15 protein-coding genes are annotated in these 18024 nt (G+C 65.9%); 12 read left to right on the top strand and 3 right to left on the bottom strand.

The window, feature by feature from the left end:
• Positions 1-1349 precede the first annotated feature (1349 nt).
• The gene (locus G6N41_RS23805; RefSeq protein ID WP_198967995.1) at positions 1350-2873 is read left to right on the top strand and encodes an MFS transporter; all 1524 of its coding nucleotides are present in this window, start codon (positions 1350-1352) and stop codon (positions 2871-2873) included.
• Here G6N41_RS23805 and G6N41_RS23800 read toward each other — a convergent pair.
• On the bottom strand, positions 2850-3872 hold the full coding sequence (locus tag G6N41_RS23800; protein ID WP_198965850.1) for an alpha/beta hydrolase: 1023 nt from the start codon (positions 3870-3872) through the stop codon (positions 2850-2852). The genes G6N41_RS23805 and G6N41_RS23800 overlap by 24 nt on opposite strands.
• Positions 3873-4069: 197 nt before the next feature.
• Between G6N41_RS23800 and mqo the strand changes: the two genes are divergently transcribed.
• The 8 genes from mqo to G6N41_RS23760 all read left to right on the top strand — a co-directional run bounded on the left by mqo (position 4070) and on the right by G6N41_RS23760 (position 14719).
• On the top strand, positions 4070-5551 hold the full coding sequence (mqo, locus tag G6N41_RS23795; RefSeq protein ID WP_198965849.1) for a malate dehydrogenase (quinone): 1482 nt from the start codon (positions 4070-4072) through the stop codon (positions 5549-5551).
• Positions 5548-6018 carry a GNAT family N-acetyltransferase gene (locus G6N41_RS23790; protein ID WP_198965848.1) on the top strand — a complete coding sequence of 157 codons (471 nt, stop codon included), beginning with the start codon at positions 5548-5550 and terminating at the stop codon, positions 6016-6018. The genes mqo and G6N41_RS23790 overlap by 4 nt, the downstream gene beginning before the upstream one ends.
• The gene (locus tag G6N41_RS23785; protein ID WP_198965847.1) at positions 6015-7865 is read left to right on the top strand and encodes a magnesium chelatase subunit D family protein; all 1851 of its coding nucleotides are present in this window, start codon (positions 6015-6017) and stop codon (positions 7863-7865) included. The genes G6N41_RS23790 and G6N41_RS23785 overlap by 4 nt, the downstream gene beginning before the upstream one ends.
• A gap of 21 nt (positions 7866-7886) precedes the next feature.
• The gene (gene cobO, locus G6N41_RS23780; protein WP_198965846.1) at positions 7887-8501 is read left to right on the top strand and encodes a cob(I)yrinic acid a,c-diamide adenosyltransferase; all 615 of its coding nucleotides are present in this window, start codon (positions 7887-7889) and stop codon (positions 8499-8501) included.
• Between the two features lie 103 nt (positions 8502-8604).
• On the top strand, positions 8605-9972 hold the full coding sequence (locus G6N41_RS23775; protein ID WP_198967994.1) for a cobyrinate a,c-diamide synthase: 1368 nt from the start codon (positions 8605-8607) through the stop codon (positions 9970-9972).
• Positions 9973-10033: 61 nt separating this feature from the next.
• The gene (cobA, locus tag G6N41_RS23770; RefSeq protein WP_198965845.1) at positions 10034-11239 is read left to right on the top strand and encodes a uroporphyrinogen-III C-methyltransferase; all 1206 of its coding nucleotides are present in this window, start codon (positions 10034-10036) and stop codon (positions 11237-11239) included.
• A gap of 33 nt (positions 11240-11272) precedes the next feature.
• Positions 11273-12865 (top strand): MFS transporter, encoded by a 1593-nt coding sequence (locus tag G6N41_RS23765; RefSeq protein WP_198965844.1) that lies wholly within the window; start codon positions 11273-11275, stop codon positions 12863-12865.
• 105 nt (positions 12866-12970) lie between these two features.
• A complete protein-coding gene (locus tag G6N41_RS23760; RefSeq protein WP_198965843.1) occupies positions 12971-14719 on the top strand; it encodes a proline--tRNA ligase in 1749 nt (582 codons plus the stop codon).
• A gap of 12 nt (positions 14720-14731) precedes the next feature.
• Here the strand turns inward: G6N41_RS23760 and G6N41_RS23755 are convergent, their stop codons facing one another.
• Both G6N41_RS23755 and G6N41_RS23750 read right to left on the bottom strand, forming a co-directional pair.
• Positions 14732-15220, bottom strand: a complete 489-nt coding sequence (locus G6N41_RS23755) for a ferritin-like domain-containing protein (RefSeq protein ID WP_198965842.1) — start codon at positions 15218-15220, stop codon at positions 14732-14734.
• Positions 15217-15762, bottom strand: coding sequence for a hypothetical protein (locus G6N41_RS23750; protein WP_198965841.1), 546 nt, complete (start codon positions 15760-15762; stop codon positions 15217-15219). The genes G6N41_RS23755 and G6N41_RS23750 overlap by 4 nt, the downstream gene beginning before the upstream one ends.
• A gap of 215 nt (positions 15763-15977) precedes the next feature.
• Here G6N41_RS23750 and rimP point away from each other — a divergent pair, with 215 nt between their 5' ends.
• The 3 genes from rimP to G6N41_RS23735 all read left to right on the top strand — a co-directional run bounded on the left by rimP (position 15978) and on the right by G6N41_RS23735 (position 18017).
• Complete coding sequence (rimP, locus tag G6N41_RS23745; protein WP_036455796.1) at positions 15978-16511, top strand: ribosome maturation factor RimP; 534 nt, start codon at positions 15978-15980, stop codon at positions 16509-16511.
• The gene (nusA, locus tag G6N41_RS23740; protein WP_198965840.1) at positions 16508-17551 is read left to right on the top strand and encodes a transcription termination factor NusA; all 1044 of its coding nucleotides are present in this window, start codon (positions 16508-16510) and stop codon (positions 17549-17551) included. The genes rimP and nusA overlap by 4 nt, the downstream gene beginning before the upstream one ends.
• Before the next feature lie 109 nt (positions 17552-17660).
• Positions 17661-18017 (top strand): YlxR family protein, encoded by a 357-nt coding sequence (locus tag G6N41_RS23735; RefSeq protein ID WP_179953036.1) that lies wholly within the window; start codon positions 17661-17663, stop codon positions 18015-18017.
• Positions 18018-18024 lie beyond the last annotated feature (7 nt).

The raw sequence follows: 18024 nt of genomic DNA, 5'->3' as shown, positions 1-18024 counted from the left end.
CGAAAGGTTTTCTCCAACCGATTCCAGTGAAGGCACGAAGGCCGCGATGATCGCGCAGACGGCTAGCCAAAACAGGGCTATGGGAACCGCGAATTTTTAGATCGACCTTGCCAGAATTTATGGTTCTATATCTGTGTTTTTGAGGTATTTGCCACGCACGCGTGCTTCGCTAGATCGATTGTGTCAAAGATGGTGCGATGAGTACCCCCTGTCGCCCATCTCTTATTGCCTGATGTGAATCGACAGTCGATGTCGGATTCCTTCGTCGCGATGTTTGTCGTCAACGCCGCCCCATCCGTCGTGCTACGAACCGTTGGTGCAGCGTACTTCGTGGCCGAGCGGGTTGTCAGTATTTTGTGAAAGTCGCGGCGGGAAGCGGGTGCTGGCAATGTTGGTCGACAGCTATTTGTCGCCCCGGACCCGGCCAGGTGAGTGCAGCTTTCATGACGGGGCAGGGCATTCAACGATGTCGCGTTAGTGCTGGCCGAAATCCGTGCGACGACGCGCGCAGCTCCACCCTCCGAAGGCCTGATGTACGGCCCGACTTACCGCAGCTTGATGGCATGATGTGTCGCGCGGTGGTGGGCGCCGGAAACCGATTTCGGGCAGCGATTCTGCGGCGGAGGTCGCGACCCATGAAGCGCTGACCGCTACTCCTCCTGGTCGGGCCGTCCTGCCGGGGTTCGTCATCGAAGGATGATCCCATTTATGCACGCCAGAAGCTGAATAAACGCGGGCTCGAACCAAGCTGGTTTGTAATCGGAAGTGATGCCCTGCCCGGGATCCTCGAATTAGATTCTTGAATTATATTCTCGAATTACGTTCTTGAATTTGATTCTAGTATTGGGGCACTATCCTCGGTATTGTCGGACGAGAATCGGCTCGCTGAGCATGTTCTATTCGACGCTTGATGGCGAGGTTGGATGTCGATATCTGTCAACAATTGGTGACTTTGCGGGTGACTCACACAGTGGTTGCTTTCGAGCGGCGGTCGGCAAGTTATTGTCAATTTGTCCGATTTGCATAGCAGCGTCTTTCTGGGGGGTAGAGTCACGGGCTGGACTTGCCGGCGCATCATCGACGTTGGCTTCCGTTCGGGGAAATATTCGGTTGGGACGTGCGCGAATATCGCAGCTGTTTCAGATCGAGCCGCGGCGCAGGTATTCATCGGTTCTCGCCGATGCTCACCGAGTGACTGAAAGGGTCGCAGCGATGTCATTGCTGGTGATGGCCGCCTGGGTGCTGCATCGGGCTGGCCCGGCCGGGCCCGTTACGGCCACCGCGGCCCGCGCTGCTGGTGGTGGCCGGGTCGAAGTAGCGCCATGACGCGGGGGGAGACGCAGCGAGCCGTGCCGGCAAGTCCGGGCATCCACTGCAATGCTGCGCCCGTCCAAACCCACCGCGACACGCTATGGGCGATCGCCATTGGCATCTTCATGACCTCGGTGGACGACACCGTCGTGTACGTCGCCAACCCGAGCATCATGGCCGGGCTGAACACCAGCTATCACATGGTGATCTGGGTGACCAGCGGCTACGTGTTGGCCTATACGGTGCCGTCGCTGGTCGCTGGTCGCTGGTCGCTGGTCGCTGGTCGACTTGGTGACCGGTTCGGCGTCAAGAACCTCTACCTGGCCGGATTGGCGGTGTTCACCGTCAGCTCATTGTGGTGTGGCGTGTCGGGCACCATCGAAATATTGATAGCGGCTCGGGTGGCCCAAGGCATCGGCGCCGCGTTGCTCTACACACAGACATTCACCATCGTCACCCGGGCTTTCCCGCCGGAACGTCGCGGAGCGGCGGCGACCGTTTGGGCTGCGGCCGCCGGCTTTGGCAATCTGGTCGGTCCGCTGCTCGGCGGCGCGCTGGTCGACACCCTTGGGTGGCAGTGGATCTTTTTCGTCAATGTCCCCGTCGGCGTCGTCGGATTGGTGCTGGCCGTGCGGTTTGTGCCCGCACTGCCGACGCACACGCGCCGGTTCGACCTGATCGGTGTGGGGCTATCCGGACTCGGCTTGCTCCTCATTGTCTTCGGGCTGCAGCAGGGCCACGCGGCCGGCTGGTCGCCATGGATCTGGGCGATGATCGTCGTGGGCGTCGGGTTTGTGACCGTATTTGTCTACTGGCAATCGGTGAACACCAGCGAGCCACTGATCCCGCTGCGGATCTTCGGCGATCGCAACTTCGCCCTGTGCAGCTTCGGTGTGGCGGTGATCGCGTTCGTAGCGGCGGCGATGATGCTGCCTGGCGTGTTCTATATGCAGACGGTGCGGGGCTTGTCGCCGACTCGTACGGCGCTGCTGATGGCGCCGCTGCCCATTGTCGTCGGCTTGTTGACCCCGTTCATCGGCAAGATCCTGGATCGGGCACACCCGCGGGCGGTGGCCGGTTTCGGCTTCTCGGTGGTGGCCATCTCGCTGATCTGGTTCGCGATCGAGATGGCCCCGGCAACCCCGGTTTGGCGGTTAGCAGTGCCGATCGCTTTCCTTGGCGTTGGAATGGTGTTCGCCTGGCCTGTGTTGACGGTTACCGCCACCCGTGACCTGCCGGCAGAGCTGGTCGGTGCGAGTTCAGGGGTGTACAACGCGGCTCGGGCGTTGGGCGCCACGCTCGGCAGCGCCGGGATGGCCGCGTTGATGACATCACGCATTGCCGCCCAGGCCCCGGCCATCCACGACGACGCGTATACCTCCGCGGCGGCGGCAACCGAAGGCGTCGCCCTGCAGCTGCCCGAGTTTGCGCGTGAGCCGTTCTCGGCCGCGATGTCGCAGTCACTGCTGTTGCCCGCGTTGATCGCACTGCTCGGCGTCGGCGCCGCCTTGCTCATGTCCGACTTGCGCGCGCCGCGGTCAACCCTTGCGCAAGGGCTTTGATGGGTCGGCGTCGATAGTCTCGAGGTAGTGGTCCAGCCAGCGGTCCAGCTGACGATAAGCGGTCAGTCGAGGTTGTGGCAGGGACAAGAACACATCGTGTTTGGCGTCCGGCACCGGAATGACGGTGCTGCGGTTCCCGATGCAGCCGGCCCAGCGGGCGATTTGTGTGACGTCGAGAACCGCGTCGCCGCGTTCCACGGCGGTCGGGTCGGCGCTGTCGGGCACGCTGTGGTCCGAACGCAGGATCAGATTGGGCACGCCGACGTCCAGCCCCCGATGCAGCCGCGCCTGGCCGCGGCGTATGGCACTGAACCAGCCGGCGGTGACGGGAAAGCCGCCCAGCGGTTTCCACTGCAGGTTGAAGTCGAACTCACCGTGGTAGTCCCGGTGCAGGCCGGAGCCGTAGCCGGGCTCACTTCGCGCTCGGAGCACCCACATGGGGCGCACCCGCGATACCGCACCGATCGCGGCGGAAATCACGCCCAGGCGCAGGACCGCCGCGCCCTGCAGGTCCAGCCACGGGCTGTTGAGCACCAGGCCGCCGACGCCCCCGTACGCACCCAGCCGGCGCCGACGCAGCCGGTCCAGCCATAGCGACACGATGAGCCCGCCGGCCGAATGCCCGTAGACGAGGACCTTGGCGGCACCTGCCGAGCCGGTGCGCTCGCCGATGACCGCCAAGGCGCGCTGCAGTTCGACGTCGTATTGCGCCAGGTCGGTGGTGAAGTGCGGGGTTTGGCCAGGCCGGTGCGAGCGGCCGCACTTTTGCAGATCCAGCGCGTAAAAGGCGAAGCCGCGGTCGGCGAAGTGGTCGGCCAGAGCGGTATTGAAGAAGTAGTCGGTGAAGCCGTGCACCGCCAGAACCGCGTGTGCCGAGGGCGCGGCGTTCGCCCGGCGGACCAGGGTCGCGACGATGTCGCCCTCGTCGACGGGATCGGTTCCGAGCGGGATCGTGTACTGCTCATAGCCAGGCAGTACATCGGGTACCCAGCCGCTCACGAGGTCAGCTTAGAGGCTGATCACCGAAGCGCGGGCGACTAGGTGGGGCAGCGGCGTTTGCTGGTCTGCGCCGTCGCAATTGCTGCTTGCGCCCCGAGGTCTGCCGGCCCGACGGCAGCGGTTTGGGTGGGGCCCATACCCGGCGGGATAACCTGAGAACCTGCACAACCGCGCGAACACGAAGGACCAACGATCCGGTGTCAGAGTCAGCCAGAACCGACGTCGTGCTGGTGGGCGCGGGCATCATGAGCGCCACGCTGGGCGCGATGCTGCGACGACTGGAACCGGACTGGTCGATCACCCTCATCGAGCGCCTGGACGCCGTCGCAGCAGAAAGCAGTGGCCCCTGGAACAATGCCGGCACCGGGCACTCCGCGCTGTGCGAGTTGAACTACACGCCACAGCGACCCGACGGTTCCATAGACATTTCCAAAGCGGTGCGGATCAACGAGGAATTTCAGGTCACCCGCCAGTTTTGGGCGTACGCGGCGGAGAACGGCATCCTCAACGACGTGCGCAGCTTCCTCAACCCACTCCCGCACGTGAGCTTTGTGCACGGTGCCGAGCGGGTCGACCAGCTGCGGCGGCGTCGCGACGCGCTGGCCGGCAACCCGTTGTTCGCCGGCGCCGAGTGGATCGACGACCCGGACGAGTTCGCTCGCCGACTGCCTTTGATGGCCGCCAAACGTGTTTTCTCCGAACCGATTGCGCTCAACTGGGCCGCTGACGGTACCGACGTTGATTTCGGCGCACTGTCTCGACAGCTCGTTGGCTATTGTGTGCGCAACGGCGCGGTGGCCCTGTTCGGTCAGGAGGTCCGCAATCTGGTTCGACAGCCCGACGGTGGTTGGATGCTGACCGTGGTCAACCGTCGCACCGGCGAAAAGCGCAAGCTGAAAACCAAATTCGTGTTTGTCGGTGCGGGGGGCAACGCGCTGTCGTTGCTGCAGCGGTCGGGCATCAAGGAAATCAACGGTTTTGCCGGCTTTCCCATCGGCGGCCGCTTCTTGCGTACCGCGAACCCGGCGCTCACCGCGGCACACCGGGCCAAGGTGTACGGCGTTCCGGCGCCGGGGGCCCCGCCGCTGGGTGCGCTGCACCTGGACCTGAGGTATGTCAACGGTAAGTCCTGGCTGATGTTCGGGCCGTTCGCCGGATGGTCGCCGAAGTTCTTGAAGCGTGGCCACTTGCGCGACCTACCTGGTTCGATCAAGCCCAACAACATACTGTCCATGGTTGGAGTCGGTGTCACTCAAGTGACACTGTTGAACTACCTGATCGGCCAGCTGCGTCTCTCCGAGCCCGACCGAGTCACGGTGCTGCGCGAGTTTGTTCCCAGTGCAGCGGATTCGGACTGGGAATTGATTGTGGCAGGTCAGCGAGTGCAGGTGATCCGTCGGGACAAGCGCAAAGGTGGTGTGCTCGAATTCGGTACCACGGTGGTCGGCGAGGCCGACGGCAGTATTGCGGGACTACTTGGGGGGTCGCCCGGGGCCTCGACGGCGGTGCCGATAATGCTTGAGGTGTTACAGCGATGCTTTACCCATCGGTACCAGTCCTGGCTGCCAGCACTCAAAGAGATGGTGCCGTCGTTGGGGGCGAACTTGTCTGAAGAGCCGGTTTTGTACGACGAGGTGCGGTCCTGGAGCAGCAGGGCGCTGCAGCTGGATGCGTCATGAGCGAAGCGCTGCGCCGTGTCTGGGCCAAAGACCTTGACGTACCAACCCTTTACGAATTGCTCAAGTTGCGGGTCGAGGTGTTCGTGGTCGAGCAGGCCTGCCCCTATCCGGAGCTGGACGGCCGTGATCTGCTCGCCGAGACCCGCCACTTATGGCTGGAAACCGCCGATGGCGAAGTGATTTGCACGTTGCGGTTGATGGAGGAACACGCCGGGGGCGAGAAGGTGTTCCGGCTTGGCCGGCTGTGTACGAAACGTCAGGCCCGCGGGCACGGGCACTCCACCCGGCTGCTGCGGGCAGCCCTGGCCGAGGTTGGCGACTACCCGTGCCGGATCGACGCGCAGGTCTACCTGGCCGAAATGTATGCGCGGCACGGATTCGTTCGTGACGGGGACGATTTCATCGACGACGGTATTCCGCACCTGCCCATGTTGCGGCCCGCGCACGGTCCCGCGGCGCAGTCATGAAGGCCTATCCATTCAGCGCGATCGTTGGACACGACCAGATGCGACTGGCGTTGCTGTTGTGCGCCGTTCGTCCGGAGATAGGCGGCGTGCTCATTCGCGGCGAGAAGGGCACCGCGAAATCAACAGCCGTGCGCGGGCTCGCCGCGCTACTGTCCGCCGCTACCGGCAGTTCGGGTCCCGGGCTGGTCGAAATGCCGCTGGGAGCCACCGAGGACCGGGTGGTCGGCTCGCTGGACCTGCAGCGCGTCTTGCGCGATGGCGAACACGCCTTCGCGCCGGGACTGCTAGCCCGCGCCCACGGGGGAGTGCTCTACGTCGACGAAGTGAACTTGCTGCACGATCATCTGGTCGACATCTTGCTCGACGCCGCCGCGATGGGGCGGGTGCACGTTGAACGGGACGGCATCTCACATTCGCACGAGGCCCGTTTCGTCCTGATCGGCACGATGAATCCCGAAGAAGGCGAACTGCGTCCACAACTGCTGGACCGGTTCGGGCTGACCGTCGACGTGCACGCGTCCCGCGATGTGGACGTCCGCGTGGAAGTCATTCGCCAGCGGATGGCTTTTGAAGCCGACCCGGACGCCTTCTGTGAACGCTATGTGGGCCCCGACGCCGAGCTGGCCCGCCGTATCGCCGAGGCGCGGGACATCGTCGACACGGTCGTGTTGCCCGACCACGAATTGCGCCGGATCGCCGCGTTGTGCGCGGCGTTCGACGTCGATGGCATGCGAGCGGATCTGGTGCTGGCCCGAACGGCCACCGCTCATGCGGCGTGGCGCGGCGCACCGGCCGTCGAAGAACAAGACGTGCGGGTCGCCGCGGAACTGGCATTGCCCCATCGCCGTCGTCGGGACCCATTCGACGATCACGGTATCGACCGCGACCAGCTCGACGAGGCACTGGCACGGGCCGGAGCGGAGTCGCAGGGTTCGCCCGAGCCGGAGCCCGACCCGCCGGGTGGAGGCCAGTCAGCCGGCCAGGATTGCCCTCCCCAACAACAGAACTCGAACGCCGGGCCCCAGCAGGCGCCCAAGCCCAGCGCCGGGCCGTCCAAGGTGTTCCGCACCCGCGCGCTGGTTGTGCCCGGGGTCGGCGAAGGTGCGCCCGGGCGGCGCTCGCGGGCGCGCAACGGCTCCGGCAGCGTGGTAGCGGCCGCCGACGGTAGTGACAGCAATTCCGGCGCCCGTGGGTTGCACCTGTTCGCCACCTTGCTCTCGGCCGCCGAAAACGCCACCGGATCGGGGCCGCTGCGCCCGCAGGGCGCCGACATCCGCCGGGCGGTGCGCGAGGGGCGTGAGGGCAACCTGGTGATCTTCGTCGTGGACGCTTCGGGATCGATGGCTGCCCGGGATCGGATGGCGGCGGTCGGCGGCGCGACCATGTCGCTGCTGCGCGATGCCTACCAGCGCCGGGACAAGGTCGCGGTGATCACGTTCCGCCAGCATGAAGCCAAGATCCTGCTGCCACCCACCTCGTCGGCGCACATCGCCAGCCGGCGGCTGGCCCGGTTCGACACCGGCGGCAAGACTCCGCTGGCCGAGGGGCTGCTGGCCGCGCGCGAGCTGGTGATCCGGGAGAAAGTGCGCGACCGCGCCCGCCGCCCGCTGGTGGTGGTGCTCACCGATGGACGGGCCACCGCCGGGCCGGACCCGTTGGGCCGCAGCCGAATCGCCGCCGCTCGGCTTGTCGCCGAAGGCGCCACCGCGGTGGTTGTGGACTGCGAGACGTCGTATGTGCGGCTCGGACTGGCCCAGCAACTCGCCCGCCATCTCGGCGCGCCGGCGGTACGGCTCGAACAGTTGCACGCCGATTACTTGGCGCAAGCCATCCGCAGCGTGGCCTGAACTCGCGGAAGGCAACTGTTTATGCCACAGGGAAATCCGGCTCAGGTCCCCGACGACGGTCTAACTACCCGACAGCGGCGCAAAACCCCGGTGCTGGCCGTGCATACCGGTGACGGCAAGGGCAAGTCGACCGCGGCGTTCGGAATGGCGCTGCGGGCTTGGAACGTCGGCTTGGATGTCGCGGTATTCCAGTTCGTCAAGAGCGCCAAGTGGAAAGTGGGCGAGGAGACGGCGTTCCAACACCTCGGCCGGTTGCACGACCAGCAGGGGATCGGCGCGGCCGTCCAGTGGCACAAGATGGGCGCGGGGTGGTCCTGGTCACGCAAGGTCGGCAGCGACGACGACCACGCGGCCGCAGCAGCGGACGGCTGGGCCGAGATCGCGCGGCGACTGGCGGCGCAGCGCCACCAGTTCTACGTGCTCGACGAGTTCACCTACCCACTCAAGTGGGGCTGGGTGGACGTCGGGGAAGTGGTGGACGTACTGCTGGCGCGGCCGGGGTACCAGCATGTGGTGATCACTGGGCGTGATGCCCCCGCGCAGCTGATTGCGGCCGCCGACCTGGTCACCGATATGACCAAGGTCAAACACCCGATGGACGCGGGGCGCAAGGGGCAGAAGGGCATCGAGTGGTGAGCATTGCCCCGCCCCGGTGCCGCGAGCGTGCGTGTCGGCACAGCGACACGCCGCTACAAGTGGCATTTCGTGCACGCTCGCACCGGGTGCCTCGGTGAACTCAATCCCCGGCGTGGTGATCGCCGCCCCGGCGTCGGGCAGCGGAAAGACCACCGTGGCCACGGGTCTGATCGGAGCGCTCCGACAAGCGGGCCGCAGGGTCGCCCCGTTCAAGGTCGGCCCGGATTTCATCGATCCCGGCTACCACGCCCTGGCCGCGGGACGCCCGGGCCGCAACTTGGACCCGGTATTGGTGGGGGAGCGGCTCATCGGCCCGCTGTACGCACACGGCGCACAAGGTGCCGACATCGCGGTGGTCGAAGGGGTGATGGGCCTTTTCGACGGGCGTATCGAGCAAGCCGTGGCGGGCCCGGCGACGGGTTCGAGCGCACACGTGGCAAATCTGTTGGGAACACCGGTGATCCTGGTGGTCGATGCCCGCGGCCAAAGCCACAGCATCGCCGCACTGCTACATGGCTTTTCTACGTTCGACTCCAAGACCCGCATCGCCGGGGTCATTCTCAACCGGGTCGGAAGCCCCCGCCATGAGCACGTCTTGCGGCAGGCGTGCGAGCAAGCCGGTGTGCCGGTGGTGGGCGCCACCCCGCGCAGTGCCGAGCTGGAGCTTCCGACGCGGTATCTGGGTCTGGTTACCGCGGTCGAATATGGCCGTCGTGCCCGGCTGGCGGTCGAGGCGATGACAGCGTTGATCGCCCGCCATGTCGACGTGGAGGCGGTGCTGGCCGCGGCCGGCAGCAGTGTCGGCGATGCGCCCTGGGACCCGGTGACCGCCATTGGCGGGGCGCCGGCCGGCCACGCCACCATCGCGATGGCCGCCGGCAAGGCGTTCAGCTTCGCGTACGCCGAGCACGCCGAGTTGTTGCGGGCCGCCGGGGCCGATGTGGTCGAGTTCGACCCGCTAGGCGAACCACTGCCCGTGGATAGCACCGGCGTCCTGCTACCCGGCGGATTTCCCGAGCAGTTCACCGCGGAGCTGTCCGCCAACGACCAGGTGCGCCGCCAAATCAAAGAGCTGGCGCACGCCGGCGCGCCCCTGCACGCCGAATGCGCGGGCCTTATCTATTTGTCCTCCGAACTCGATGGCTACCCGATGTGCGATGTGCTGGCCGGATCGGCACGGTTCACCCCGCACCTCACCCTGGGATATCGCGACGCGGTCGCGGTTGCGGACTCGGCGTTGTATGCGGCCGGCCATCGAGTTGTCGGACACGAATTCCACCGCACCACCGTCACCTTCTCCGATCGCTACGAACCGGCTTGGGTGTATCGCGGCAACGATGCGGCAGCGGTGCGGGACGGAGTTGTACATGCCGGTGTGCATGCGTCATACCTGCACACTCATCCGGCTTCCACGCCGGAGGCGGTAGCACGTTTTGTCGCGCACGCCGCCCGGGCCGGCCACGGGATTTGATGGTGGCGACCCGCTGCGCCCGGCTCCCCGCCGCGCTGGCGGTCACCACTAAGCTTTCCGGGTGTCCGAGAGCCCCTACCTTGTCGGACTGCGTCTGACCGGCAGGAAGGTCGTCGTGGTCGGCGGGGGCACCGTTGCTCAGCGCCGTCTGCCCCTTCTGATCGCCAGCGGCGCGGATGTGCAAGTCATATCCCGTAGCGCCACCCGTTCCGTCGAGGTGATGGACAAGATCACCTTGACCCTGCGGGAATATCGCGACGGCGACTTGGAAGGCGCCTGGTACGCGATAGCGGCCACCGATGACCCCGCGGTGAACGCGGCCATCGTCGCTGAAGCCGATCGGCGCCAGATTTTCTGCGTGCGCGCCGACATCGCAGTGGAAGGAACCGCGGTCACCCCCGCGACCTTCAACCACGCGGGCCTGTCGGTAGGAGTTTTGGCCAGTGGCGACCACCGTCGTTCGGCGGCAATCCGGTCGGCGATTCGCGAGGCGCTGCAGAACGGCCTTGTCACCTCGACGAGCTATCAGAGTTCCGACGTCATCCGGGGCGGGGTCGCGCTGATCGGCGGTGGTCCGGGGGATCCGGAGCTGATCACCGTCCGGGGTCGACGCCTGCTCGCCCAGGCGGATGTCGTCGTCGCCGACCGTCTCGCGCCACCTGAACTGCTCGCCGAACTGCCGCCGCACGTGGACGTCATCGACGCGGCCAAGATCCCTTACGGCCGGGCCATGGCCCAGGACGCCATCAACGACGTCATGATCGAGCGGGCCAAGGCGGGGCGCTTTGTCGTCCGCCTCAAAGGGGGCGACCCGTTCGTCTTCGCGCGGGGCTACGAAGAGGTGTTGGCATGCACCGAAGCCGGGATTCCGGTGATTGTGGTGCCAGGTGTGACGAGTGCCATAGCTGTGCCCGCTTTGGCGGGCGTTCCGGTCACTCATCGGGCCACAAATCACGAGTTTGTGGTGGTCAGCGGCCATATCGCGCCCGACCATCCCGAATCGTTAGTGAATTGGAATGCGTTGGCAGCAATGTCAGGCACGATTGTTTTGCTGATGGCGGTCGAACGAATCGAACTTTTCGTCGAGGCGCTGTTGAAAGGCGGCCGACCTGCGGATACGCCGGTGCTTGTCGTTCAGCATGGAACGACGCCCGCTCAGCACACGTTGCGGGCGACCCTTGCCGACACGCCGGAAAAGGTCCGCGCGGAGGGGATCCGACCTCCTGCGATCATCGTCATAGGGCCTGTCGCGGCATTCGGGGTTTAAAAGATTCTTAAGATTACTGTAAGGTAACCCGCTATGACGGCTCTCAACGACACAGAGCGGGCAGTCCATAATTGGACGTCCGGACGGCAGGAGCGTCCGACCTCCGCTCGCGCAACGCACGAGACGGAGACCGCCTCAGAGCGCGCGAGCAGGTATTACCCGACGTGGTTGCCCTCGCGCCGCTTCATCGCCGCGGTTATTGCGATCGGCGGGATGCAGCTGCTGGCGACGATGGACAGCACCGTCGCGATCGTCGCGCTTCCTAAGATTCAAGACGAGCTGAGCCTTTCCGACGCGGGTCGGAGCTGGGTGATTACCGCATACGTGCTGACCTTCGGCGGGCTGATGCTGCTCGGCGGCCGGCTTGGCGACACGATCGGGCGTAAGCGGACATTCATCGTCGGCGTCGCGCTGTTCACCATCTCGTCGGTGCTGTGTGCGGTCGCCTGGGACGAGGCGACATTGGTCATCGCACGGCTATCACAGGGTGTGGGATCGGCGATCGCCTCGCCGACTGGTTTGGCCCTGGTGGCCACCACGTTCCCGAAGGGGCCGGCGCGTAACGCCGCGACGGCGGTATTCGCCGCGATGACTGCGGTCGGTTCGGTGATGGGCCTGGTGGTAGGCGGGGCGCTGACCGAGGTCTCCTGGCGGCTGGCGTTCATGGTCAACGTGCCGATCGGTCTGGTCATGATCTACCTGGCTCGCACCGCGCTGCGCGAGACCAACCGCGAGCGGATGAAGCTGGACGCCGCCGGTGCCATTCTGGCCACATTGGCGTGCACCGCTGCCGTATTCGCCTTCTCGATGGGCCCGGAAAAGGGCTGGCTCTCGATCACCACGATCGGCTCGGGTGCCGTGGCGTTCGCCGCCGCTCTCGGCTTCGTTCTGGTGGAACGTACCGCCGAAAACCCCGTCGTACCGTTTGACCTGTTCCATGACCGCAACCGGCTGGTCACGTTCATCGCCATCTTCTTGGCCGGTGGCGTGATGTTCAGCCTGACCGTCTGCATCGGCTTGTACGTGCAGGACGTCTTGGGCTACAGCGCGCTACGTGCCGGTGTCGGCTTCATCCCCTTCGTCATCGCGATGGGAATCGGCCTAGGCGTGTCCTCGCAGCTGGTTTCGCGATTCTCGCCGCGGGTGCTGACGATCGGCGGTGGATACCTGCTGGTGTGCGCGATGATCTATGGCTGGGCGTTCATGCAGCGCGGTGTGCCCTACTTCCCGAACCTGGTGGCCCCCATCGTGATCGGCGGCATCGGTATCGGCATGGCTGTCGTCCCGCTGACGCTGGCGGCGATCGCCGGCGTCGGCTTCGACCGCATCGGTCCGGTATCGGCCCTCACGCTCATGCTGCAGAGCCTGGGCGGGCCGCTGGTGCTGGCCGTCATTCAGGCCGTGATTACCTCCCGCACGCTGTATCTGGGTGGCACCACGGGCCCGGTCAAGTTCATGAACGACGCACAGCTGCACGCGCTCGACCACGGATACACCTACGGCCTGTTGTGGGTCGCCGGAGCGGCCGTGATCGTCGGCGGAGCGGCAGTGTTCATCGGGTACACCCCGGAGCAGGTGGCCCACGCGCAAGAGGTCAAGGAAGCGATCGACGCGGGAGAGCTGTGAGCCTTCGGCGGGGCGCCGTAGCCGCGCGTGAGCACACGCCGGCTCGCCGCCCGGAGGTGGCCCGCTTGGTCACCCGCGGACGCACCGCCACTAGGCTAGCCGCCTGTGATTACCCGGATGTCCGAGCTGTTCCTGCGCACCCTGCGAGACGACCCCGCCGATGCGGAAGTGCCTAGCCACAAACTGCTGATTCGGGCCGGATACGTCCGGCCGGTAGGGCCTGGCCTGTATAGCTGGCTGCCGTTGGGGCTGCGAGTGCTGCGCAACATCGAACGCGTCATTCGTGAGGAGATGAACGCGATCGGTGGGCAGGAGATCCTGTTTCCCGCATTGTTGCCGCGGGCGCCCTACGAGACCACCAACCGCTGGACGGAGTACGGCGACGGCGTATTCCGTTTGCAAGACCGCCGCGGCAATGACTATCTACTGGGCCCGACCCACGAAGAGCTGTTCACCCTGACCGTCAAGGGCGAATACAACTCCTACAAAGACTTTCCACTCACGCTGTATCAAATCCAGATCAAATACCGCGACGAGGCCCGACCGCGCGCCGGCATCTTGCGGGCCCGCGAATTCGTCATGAAGGATTCCTACTCCTTCGACATCGACAGTGGCGGCCTCAAAGCGGCCTACCACGCCCACCGAGAGGCCTACCAGCGGATCTTCGATCGGCTGCGGGTGCGCTACGTCATCGTGTCGGCGGTGTCCGGTGCGATGGGCGGCAGCGCCTCAGAGGAGTTCTTGGCCGAGAGCCCAGTCGGCGAAGACACCTTCGTGCGGTGTGTGGAGTCGGGGTACGCGGCCAACGTGGAGGCGGTCGTCACCGCGCGCCCGGAAAGCCTGCCGATCGATGGGCAGCCCGACGCCGTGGTCCACGACACCGGCGAGACCCCCACCATCGCCACCCTGGTGGCCTGGGCAAACGAGGCGGGTCTGGGGCGTGAGGTGAGCGCCGCGGACACGCTGAAGAACGTCCTGATGAAGATCCGTCAACCGGGCGGGGAGTGGGAGCTGCTGGCGATCGGCGTGCCGGGCGATCGCGAGATCGACGAGAAGCGGCTGGCCGCGGCGCTGGACCCGGCCGAGTACGTCTTCCTCGATGACGACGATTTCGGCAAGTACCCGTTCCTGGTCAAGGGCTACATCGGTCCGAAGGCGCTACGAAGCAACGACGTTCGATATCTTCTCGACCCGCGGGTGGTCGACGGCACCAGCTGGATCACCGGGGCCGACGAACCCGGTCGCCACGTGGTCGGCCTGGTCGCCGGCCGCGACTTCACCGCCGACGGCGCCATCGAGGCCGCCGAGGTGCGCGAGGGAGATCCCGCCCCGGACGGCGCCGGTCAGTTGGTCATGGCCCGCGGAATCGAGATCGGTCACATTTTCCAGCTCGGCCGCAAATACACCGACGCCTTCACCGCCGATGTGCTCGGTGAGGACGGTAAGCCCGTGCGGCTGACCATGGGCTCCTACGGCATCGGTTTATCGCGGCTGGTTGCGGTCATCGCCGAACAGCATCACGACAACCTGGGCTTGCGCTGGCCGGCGGAGATCGCGCCGTTCGGTGTTCATCTGGTGATCGCCAACAAGGACGCCGAGGCGCGGGCTGGGGCCATCGGGCTTGCCGGCGAACTGGATGGCCTCGGCGTCGAGGTGCTCCTCGATGACCGCCAGGCGTCGCCGGGAGTCAAGTTCAAGGACGCTGAGCTGCTGGGAATGCCCTGGGTGGTCGTCGTCGGGCGTGGTTGGGCGGACGGGGTGGTGGAGCTGCGCGACCGCTTCGGTGGGCAGACCCGCGAGTTGACGGTTGGAGATTCGCTGGCCACCGACATCGCGGCGGCCATTTCGGGCTAAGCCAACGCCTGGCTACTCGTCCCCGCCCGGAAAGGCGGTGGTGATCGGCCAGGCGCCCAGCACCTTGCTCCAGCGGGCGGCCAGCACCGCGCTCTGGGTCAGCGCCGTGCTGGCGAATGCCCGATCACCGGCGGTGTCGGCGTATTCGACGACTGCGCGCCAGGCCGTTGCACCGTCGTTCTCCATCCGGGCGGCCAGCCGCGCGGCGTCGGCGGCACTGCTCACCACGTTCGGCAGCTGGTACCCGGCGGCGGCGACCGGTGCGTTGACCTTGCGGGAGGTCAGCATGGCGATCACGTCATCACGGCGTTGACGGTGTTGGTTGTGCGCCTCCACCACCAGGTCGTTGACGCTGGGTGGCGATAGCGCTGACACGATGCCGTAGCCATAGATGGTCGCGTGCTCGACGGCGAGCGCATCGCAGAGCGCCGCGGTGTCGCCGTCTTTGTCGGCGGGGGAGCGCTTCGGGTTGGCGCCGAAGCTGGGTTCGGAAGAGGTCATATCGATGGCCCTCCGGGCAGCAGCGCGACCTGGTAGGACGCGGTGCAGGATGCGGCGATCGAGGCGAGCAGCCCGGCACGGTAGCCCTCCGTCGTGGTGACCAGGCGATTGGCGTCCTCGGCGGACTGGCGCAGTGTGTCGACCACCTCGGACAGGGGCGGGGGCGGGGGCGGCGGTGGTGGCGCCGGCGGCTCGGTGGCGCTGGGGCTGGGACTCGAGCTGCTCGTTTCGCTGGTCGCCGATACCAGCTTGCCGGCGGCGCGGGCGATCTCGGTGGCCAGCGCGCGCGCATGGGCGGCCCGTTGGTTGGCGACCACGGTCAGGGCGGCGGCGATCTGTGGTGGATTGCCGATCGCCCCGGCGGCGGCCGAGGCCAGCGCACTGTCATGGCGGGCCTGCTCCAAAGGCGCCAGCAGCTCTTCGACGGCTGGTGGCTTGGGCGGGGACTCGCCGCAGGCGGAAACGACCACCCCGAGTGCAGCGAGAGCGGCACCGCCGGCGAGCACACCCCGCCTGTTGAGGACGGTTACTGCTCGGGACACAGCAACATCCTGCCATTGAGATCAAGCGGGGCTCGATCAGGGACGATTAGCTTCCGAGCTTGACGGCGGGATCTGCGCGCCGACGCGGATTCCTGGCGTATCGTTGGTAGCTGGTTCCGGTGAATCGTCGGCTTTTTGGTGCCGGTGGGACGCTGGTACCGCCCTGGCGGCGCCATCCGCCAGATGACCGGACAACTCAAGATGAGGAGCTCGCCGTGACCACCGGGCTACCTTCGCAGACGCAGGTGATCGAGCTACTCGGTGGAGAGTTCGCGCGCGCCGGTTACGAGATCGAGGATGTGGTCATCGACCACCGCGCTCGTCCACCGCGGATCACGATTGTCGCCGATGGTGACACCACCCTGGACCTGGACACCATCGCCGTGCTGTCGCGCTCCGCGTCGAGCTTGCTCGACAGCCTGGACAACATCGGCGACAGTTACGTGCTTGAAGTCAGTTCGCCCGGTATCGATCGCCCGCTGACCAGCGAGAAGCATTTCCGCCGTGCTCGTGGCCGCAAGGTCGAACTGACCCTGGCGGACGGATCGCAGCTGACTGGCCGCATCGGCGCGCTGCAAAGCGGTTCGCTGGATCTGGTGGTTCGGGCCGGGCGGGAGTGGAAAGTCCGCGAGATCCCACTTGCCGAGGTGGGGAAAGCGGTTGTGCAGGTGGAGTTTTCGCCGCCGAATCCAGCTGAACTGGAACTCGCGACTACAGGTAGGGCCGCTGGGACGGAGGTCGAGGCATGAACATCGACATGGCGGCACTGCATGCGATCGAGGTCGATCGGGGCATCTCGGTCAATGAGCTGCTCGAGACGATCAAATCGGCGCTGCTGACCGCCTATAGACACACCCAAGGCCATCAGACCGACGCGCGCATCGAGATCGACCGCAAGACCGGCGTCGTGCGCGTGATGGCCCGCGAGACCGATGACGACGGCAATGTGATCAGCGAATGGGATGACACGCCCGAGGGTTTTGGCCGCATCGCTGCGACAACCGCACGCCAAGTCATGTTGCAGCGGTTCCGGGACGCGGAAAATGAGCGCACTTACGGGGAGTTCTCTACCCGCGAGGGCGAGATCGTCGCGGGTGTGATTCAGCGCGATAGCCGAGCCAACGCTCGTGGGCTGGTCGTGGTTCGGATGGGAAGCGAGACCAAGGCCTCCGAGGGCGTGATTCCCTCTGCCGAACAGGTTCCTGGCGAGAGCTACGAGCATGGCAATCGGCTGCGCTGCTACGTCGTGGGCGTTAGCCGCGGTTCTCGGGAGCCGCTGATCACGCTGTCTCGTACCCACCCCAATCTGGTGCGCAAGCTGTTCTCCCTGGAAGTGCCCGAGATTGCGGATGGTTCGGTGGAGATCGTGGCGGTCGCCCGCGAGGCCGGACATCGCTCCAAGATTGCGGTTCGGTCCAACGTTCCGGGGCTGAACGCCAAGGGCGCCTGCATCGGACCGATGGGTCAACGCGTCCGCAACGTGATGAGCGAACTTTCCGGAGAAAAGATCGACATCATCGACTATGACGAGGACCCGTCGCAGTTCGTCGCCAACGCGCTGTCCCCGGCGAAGGTGGTCTCGGTGTCGGTGATCGATGAGACCGCACGGGCGGCTCGCGTCGTGGTACCGGACTTCCAGCTGTCCCTGGCCATCGGCAAGGAAGGCCAGAACGCGCGGTTGGCGGCCCGGCTTACCGGCTGGCGGATCGACATCCGCGGCGATTCGCCGGAGCAGTCGGCGGAGCACCCGGAACGGGGCGCCAGCCGCGGCTTGGCGCACGACTACTAGGGGACATGCCCCGGTTTTGGCGCCGGCCCGGACAACGGGTCCACGGGCGGTTCGGGCAATCGGTTCGGTGACGCTAGACTGAGCCGTGATCCAGCGCAAGCCTTCGGCCATGGCGCACGGGCGTCCGGATATCCCCTGCGGACCGGTGCGGACGTGTGTCGGGTGCCGGAAGCGAGAGTTGGCCGTCGAACTGCTTCGAGTGGTGGCTGAGTCGACCGGGAACGGCAACTATGCCGTGATCGTTGACACAGCTAGGGGGCTGCCGGGACGGGGTGCGTGGTTGCACCCGGTGCCGCAGTGCGTACAACAAGCGATTCGGCGACGGGCTTTCACCAGGGCGCTGCGCATCACCGGGTCACCGGATATATCCGCGGTGGTCGAGCACATCGGTGGTTTGGACGTGCCCGGTCCGCCGAGCAACAGAACAGGTAGCAAAGAACATGAGCACACCGTGAAGTCCCGATGACAATGTG

Origin of the sequence: Mycobacterium shottsii, assembly GCF_010728525.1 — a bacterium.
Taxonomy (GTDB): domain Bacteria; phylum Actinomycetota; class Actinomycetes; order Mycobacteriales; family Mycobacteriaceae; genus Mycobacterium; species Mycobacterium marinum.
Note: the sequence above shows the minus strand (reverse complement) of the source record. Positions and strands in the feature narration are given on the sequence as shown.

Coding starts and splice junctions, on each gene's coding strand:
- G6N41_RS23790 (WP_198965848.1), top strand. CDS start 5,548: ATGAGCGAAGCGCTGCGCCGTGTCTGGGCCAAAGACCTTGACGTACCA.
- G6N41_RS23785 (WP_198965847.1), top strand. CDS start 6,015: ATGAAGGCCTATCCATTCAGCGCGATCGTTGGACACGACCAGATGCGA.
- cobO (WP_198965846.1), top strand. CDS start 7,887: ATGCCACAGGGAAATCCGGCTCAGGTCCCCGACGACGGTCTAACTACC.
- G6N41_RS23765 (WP_198965844.1), top strand. CDS start 11,273: ATGACGGCTCTCAACGACACAGAGCGGGCAGTCCATAATTGGACGTCC.
- G6N41_RS23755 (WP_198965842.1), bottom strand. CDS start 15,220: ATGACCTCTTCCGAACCCAGCTTCGGCGCCAACCCGAAGCGCTCCCCC.
- nusA (WP_198965840.1), top strand. CDS start 16,508: ATGAACATCGACATGGCGGCACTGCATGCGATCGAGGTCGATCGGGGC.
- G6N41_RS23735 (WP_179953036.1), top strand. CDS start 17,661: ATGGCGCACGGGCGTCCGGATATCCCCTGCGGACCGGTGCGGACGTGT.